Source organism: Tepidibacter sp. Z1-5, assembly GCF_037844525.1.
Classification (GTDB): Bacteria; Bacillota; Clostridia; order Peptostreptococcales; family Peptostreptococcaceae; genus Tepidibacter_A.
Genome location: NZ_JBBMMD010000078.1, coordinates 23,076 through 29,142, shown reverse-complemented (window position 1 = coordinate 29,142; position 6,067 = coordinate 23,076). Strand labels below are relative to the sequence as shown.

The 6,067-nt window shown below is 26.6% G+C and carries 5 protein-coding genes; 2 read left to right on the top strand and 3 right to left on the bottom strand.

Annotation, left to right across the window (positions count from 1 at the left end):
• Positions 1–312: 312 nt before the first annotated feature.
• Positions 313–957 (bottom strand): hypothetical protein, encoded by a 645-nt coding sequence (locus WJW32_RS13705; RefSeq protein WP_340259287.1) that lies wholly within the window; start codon positions 955–957, stop codon positions 313–315.
• 135 nt (positions 958–1,092) lie between these two features.
• On the opposite strand from WJW32_RS13705, the gene uvsE reads away from it, so the two are divergent.
• A complete protein-coding gene (gene uvsE, locus WJW32_RS13700) occupies positions 1,093–2,001 on the top strand; it encodes a UV DNA damage repair endonuclease UvsE (protein WP_340259284.1) in 909 nt (302 codons plus the stop codon).
• Positions 2,002–2,027: 26 nt separating this feature from the next.
• Here the strand turns inward: uvsE and clcA are convergent, their stop codons facing one another.
• Both clcA and WJW32_RS13690 read right to left on the bottom strand, forming a co-directional pair.
• Positions 2,028–3,620: a H(+)/Cl(-) exchange transporter ClcA gene (gene clcA, locus WJW32_RS13695; RefSeq protein ID WP_340259281.1), complete on the bottom strand. Its 1,593-nt coding sequence runs from the start codon at positions 3,618–3,620 to the stop codon at positions 2,028–2,030.
• 259 nt (positions 3,621–3,879) lie between these two features.
• On the bottom strand, positions 3,880–4,692 hold the full coding sequence (locus tag WJW32_RS13690) for a hypothetical protein (protein WP_340259279.1): 813 nt from the start codon (positions 4,690–4,692) through the stop codon (positions 3,880–3,882).
• Between the two features lie 68 nt (positions 4,693–4,760).
• On the opposite strand from WJW32_RS13690, the gene WJW32_RS13685 reads away from it, so the two are divergent.
• Positions 4,761–5,930: a hypothetical protein gene (locus tag WJW32_RS13685; RefSeq protein ID WP_340259277.1), complete on the top strand. Its 1,170-nt coding sequence runs from the start codon at positions 4,761–4,763 to the stop codon at positions 5,928–5,930.
• The last annotated feature ends 137 nt before the right edge of the window (positions 5,931–6,067 follow it).

The window sequence follows — 6,067 nt, the reverse complement described above, 5'->3', positions numbered from 1 at the left end:
TTGTTTTGGGATTAAGAGCTATAATTTTTCCAAATTAGAGATTTGATCAATTGGTATTTTATAGTGAATAAATAATTACATTTGTACGAAATTTAGGTAGCTACTGATTTTTAATATTTTTCTATAAAACTTAGATTATGACGTTGAAATATCCGTTTAGAAACTTCGTTGTCTGACCGTAGAGAGTTTAGAAGTTTTAGGATATTTCATAAGGCATAATCTTTAGTTTTATTAAAATATTATTGCAGTAGCGTTATTTTAATAAGCAACATTTTTGGTTAATAAACCCTATATACTTTTTTTATTTGTTCTTTATTTAATATTTCCTTCCCCATCACTAGCTATAAAATCCTCAAGCTTTAAAAGATCTCTTTTACCTCTATTCCCTTTTGTTATTTTTATAACTCCATTTTCATCTGCTTTCTTTTGTATGTATTCTCCCGTTAATAAATTGTAATCCATCTCTTGTGTATACTCATTTGTAGAAGTATGATAAGAACCTATTGTTGCCCCAATTAAATACCAATCATTATCTTGATATCTGAATCTATATTTACCATACCATCTCCAATTACTACCACCATAAAAACTAATTAAAATAGACCCATTATCTATTGATATTCCTTCAAATGGATCTCCCCAAACTCCACCTTCATCAGCTCTCAGTATTGCCTTTTCAGATTTTGTTGAAAGTGTATATGTACCATCTTTATTTCCAAAAGCTATTAATAATTCCCTATTTGGAGCTTCTTCTTCTACTTCACTAGTTCCTTCTATTACAACTGCTATATCATCTATATTATCTTTATTTAAATCGCCTTCTGCTTTTTTTATTATATGCCAACCTTCTGGAACCAAATCAGATATATCACTTACACTATTACTTTTATCTGTACATCCTGTTAAAATAGCACAAACTATAAAAAACAATATTATATATTTTTTTCTATTAAACATATTCCCTCCTTATATAATTCAATAATTTTCCATTAAAGTATATCATAGTTCAATCTAAATTTTAAAATTCTAATTATAATATATTATTTTTGTAGCAAAATAATACTTAAGTTAATTAAATAAGTAGGTGATAAAATGCTTCAAAAGATTGGATATGCTTGTATAAATACCCACTTACAACCTAGAAAATTCAATGATTGTAGATTAAATTCAGTTTATAAATATGGAATAGTTTATCTAAGAGATAAAATAATAAATAACCTCTATCTAGTAAAAGATATTCTCCTTTGGAATATAAAGCATGATATATATATGTATAGAGTAAGTAGTAGGTTGCTTCCCCTCGTAACACATCCAGACGTTATAAATGACTTTGATTGGAATTGGAAAAAAGATGATGAAATATTAAATATTATGAATGATATATCAGACCTAGTTATAAAATACAATATAAGACTTTCTATGCATCCAGACCAGTTTACAGTTTTGAATAGCCCTAATGAAAGAGTAGTCAAAAACAGTATAATCAATATTAAATACCACTACGATATACTTAAAAGATTATCTGGTAATGATATGATAATTCATACTGGTGGGGTATATAACGATAAAGAATCTGCTACTCAAAGATTTATAGAAGTTTTCAATAAATTAGATAGTGATATAAAAAATATGATAAGACTTGAAAATGACGACAAATCATTTACAGTTGAAGATGCACTTTATATAAGTTCAAAAACCGATATTCCAATAGTTTTAGATATACATCATCATAAATGTAATAATCCTAATAATATAAATATTGAAAAATATATATCTGATATAGTAAATACATGGAAAAATATAAATCTAATACCTAAGCTTCATATAAGCAGTGGACGTGATAATAAATTTGATAGAAAACACAGCGACTATATACACATACATGACTTTAATTATCTTTTAAATGTTATGAGTAAATATGAATTTGACCTAATGGTTGAATCAAAACAAAAGGATAAAGCAGTACTTGATATAATGGATATATTAAAAGACATTCCTTAAATCAATAAGGAATGTCTTTTTTAATTTTAATAATTGCTTATATTTTCCATGATAAAGTTTCCTGCCATTTCTTTTAACTTCTGTGTTATTTGAGCAGCTTCATCTTCATTCACAAGAGCTATTAAATAATCTCCTGCTGAAATAGTAGTTTTCCCTGTTGGTATTATTTCTACTTCTCCTCTTTTTATAGCTACTAATAAAGTATTCTTAGGCCACTCTACTTCTTTAACCATTTTACCATCAAGTTCAGTACCTAAACATACTGCAACTTCTAAAAGTATTTTTTTAGATTTATCTCCATGAAACTCATTATCTCCTTTTTTGTTTAAAAGTCTTTCAAGTAATGATTCATATATAGGTTCTGAATTTAATATATCAGTTACAGTATATGAAATTATAGAAACAATAGTTAATGGAAGTAGATGACTAAAAGATCCAGTCATCTCTGTAATCAAAATACTACCTGTAATAGGTGCCTTAACTATTGCTGTAAAATATCCTGCCATGGCTAATATAATAAAATTACTTATATACTGACTATCCATATGAAAATACTTAACAATAACACTTCCATATAAATCACCTGTTAATGCTCCAATTACTAATAAAGGTAAGAATATTCCTCCAGGTGCTCCCGACCCATAACTGAACATTGTAAAAATAAATTTAAATGTTAAAATAATACATATCATGTTCATTGTATACTTGCCTTCTACTAATGACCCTATAAGTTCATGTCCTCCACCTAAAACCTGCGGTAAAAATAATCCTAGTATTCCTGCCATTAAAAATGGTATCATTGGTCTAAATTCAACAGGAAGCCATTTTTTTGAAGTATAAAAATCTTGTGTTTTCATAAGAGTTTTATTAAAAAACACACCAAATACCCCTAATATTATTCCTAATATAATTAAATATATATATTGATTTAGAGGTAAAATATAAAGACGTCTAAAATCAAAAACTGGTTTTAATCCAAAAAAGTTCTTAGCTACAAAATCAGCTGTAAGTGATGCCGACATAGCTGATAATAAAACTAATGGATAGAAGTTTTTATGAACTTCCTCTAGTGCAAACATTACTCCAGCTAAAGGTGCATTAAATGCAGCAGCAAGTCCTGCACTAGCTCCACTAGTAATTAAATATTTTTCTTCTATCTTTACTCTTTTAAAAATTCTTGAAAACCCTTGCCCAACAGAGGCTCCAATTTGAACTGAAGGACCTTCTCTTCCTAAAGACAAACCTGCTCCTATCGCCAAAACTCCTCCTATGAATTTTCCAACAATTACTCTAAGCCAATTCACATTTAACTTTCTAAGTAAAACCCCTTCTACTTGAGGAATTCCACTTCCGCTAATCATTGGCTCTTTTTTTATCATAACTCCAACTATATACGCAAGTAAACCTAATGTTATAAACCAAATAGGAATCAAATAACTATTTTGTGTCTGTAGAATATAAATTTTACTAGTTAAATTTCCTACTTTTTCTAATAAGAATCTGTATAGTACTACTAACAAACCAGATAAAGCACCTACTACTATACCTTGCATAACAAGTTTTAAACGAAAATTATGCCAATGAAACAGAGTGTTATAGGTATTATTTTTATTTTTCATACTCATACACCTTCCTTTCTAACACCTTGAAATAAATACACACACGATAAAAAATGACCTATAACTAGGTCACCTTAAACTAACACTAAAGCTTATTAGTTATATATCAATCTTTTCTCTTATATATCTAATATCCTTAGCCATCATAGGGATTATACCTAAATAATCTATTATAAACAGTAGTATAACATAAAAAGTTACAGTTATGACTAAAAGAATATGACCTACAACTATTAATCCTATTATAATTTAAGCTCCGTTATACATAATAATCAATATGTACACCCTGAACTTCTTCTGGTTTTTTTAAATTTTTATAAATTTCAAATACAGTCTTATTAACACATACTCCGAAATAATTTACTATAAAAATACTAAATCCGATTCCAAAATCACCCCAAAAACTAAATATATATACTGCAACACTTATTGGCAAATATAATACCCCACATTGAAACATCATTTTTATAGTGAGTTTAAAATTATCTATCAATACATTAATGCTTTCTTTTAAAGCTGAAATTAAAAGTATATCCTCTACTACTATTACATATTCAACATAGAAAAATGGTATATATAGAATAGATATCCATATAAACGCTTGGTCTATAAAAGCTAAGAAAAAAGGTATATAACATATTAAATTTAATAAAAATAATCTATACCAGAATTCATTTCCAAAATATATAAAATCATTTAAAGAACACCTTTCATTCTTCATATCATTTATACTTCCTAAATAACCTGCCTTTATAAAACTCATCAAACATATAACCGTAAGAAAAAGAAATATATTAAATAGTGTAAGTTCATTTATAATTCCAAGAAATGCTTCATTTTTATATTCAAGCAAAGGACTAGGAAAGTTCTTAATTATATGCTTAGCACTAGGTGGTACAGATATTATAGACATTTTAAATGAAATCATATATGAGTTTAGTATATATTTTATATTAAATATTTTTTCATAGGAAATCAAGTTTGAAATATCTATAATACAAGGTATTAAAATTATCCATATAGACTTATTTACACTTTTCATTGATTTTTTTAATATTTCTTTTAAGTTCATTATTCACCTCTTGTTACAAACTCTACAATCAAATATAATCTAATTATACCATTAATTGGAGGTAGTCTATGAAAAAGTATAGTTTTTTAGTAACTTTTATATTTCTTTTGCTTTTAACTTTTTTATCTTATTCATATGAAAAAGAGGATTATAAAGATATAATAAGACCTTCTATAAATATAGAATCTGAACAGCTTGGCAATATAAAAAATATAGAATTTTACAATGTAAATGGTTACCCTGCACTAATAATTTTATCTACTAAAAATGAAAATGGATTAGATTATTCATACCTACACCTATTTGATTTAAATACAAATGAAATAACTCAACTAAATAAATATATTACTCATAAATATTTGGATACTATTATAACTCGCGACAATTTTTCATCAGATGATATAGTAACTGCTTATAAAGACGGAATAGTACTAACAAAATTAGATTATCAAAAAGATGGTTTCGAATTTAACTCATACAAACAACCTATAGATAAATTTGAAAATGCAGATAGTATGGCTTTTAAAGCACATTTACTTTTCACAAATAAAAATGATGATTTGATATATATACATCCATTTAATAGTAGTACCTTCCTATTTTCTTCAAATAATAATTTAGAAAATTTTCAAACTTACTATAGAAAGCCACAATATATACTTGGTGCTAGTTCAATTTATTCTTCTTTAACATATACAAAAGTGAATAAGAATAGGCTAGATCTTTATAGAATGAGATACAATGGAGAATACATTGATAAATTAAATAAACCTTATATTAAAAACATAGTAAATGCTAGACAAATATACAGAGGGTCTGGATTTATAGGTATGAATATAATCTCTGACTCTAAGTTAAATATATTTATGTTTAGAAATAAAAATGAAGATCAAGATAATTCCAAGCTTGATACAATTCCATACAACACAGATATGTTCGGAGCAGTCCCATCTATTGACTCAGTTACCTTTAACGAAGATTATACATTAGTATATACATCATATGATGAAAATAATAAAGGTAAAATAAAATCTATAGGATATACACTCCATAAATACCAGCAGCATCCAAAAACCATTTTAGAAGATGAAAATTTGTATGGACCTATTAGAATACAAGAATATACAGTTGATGATAAATACGTTAAAAATATTATGTATTTTACATACGAAGATGGCTGTACTAAAGTTAATATATGCGATATGGATGGAAATAAAATCAAAAGCATCAGCCTATAAGCTTATGCTTTTGGTTTTAACCTACTTATATCAAAGCGAATATACTGTTCTTATACCATACTCGAAATAATTTTACAAAATAGAATAATTATTATACAATTGTATACACAATGCAATATTACTTGAAAGGACTTGAT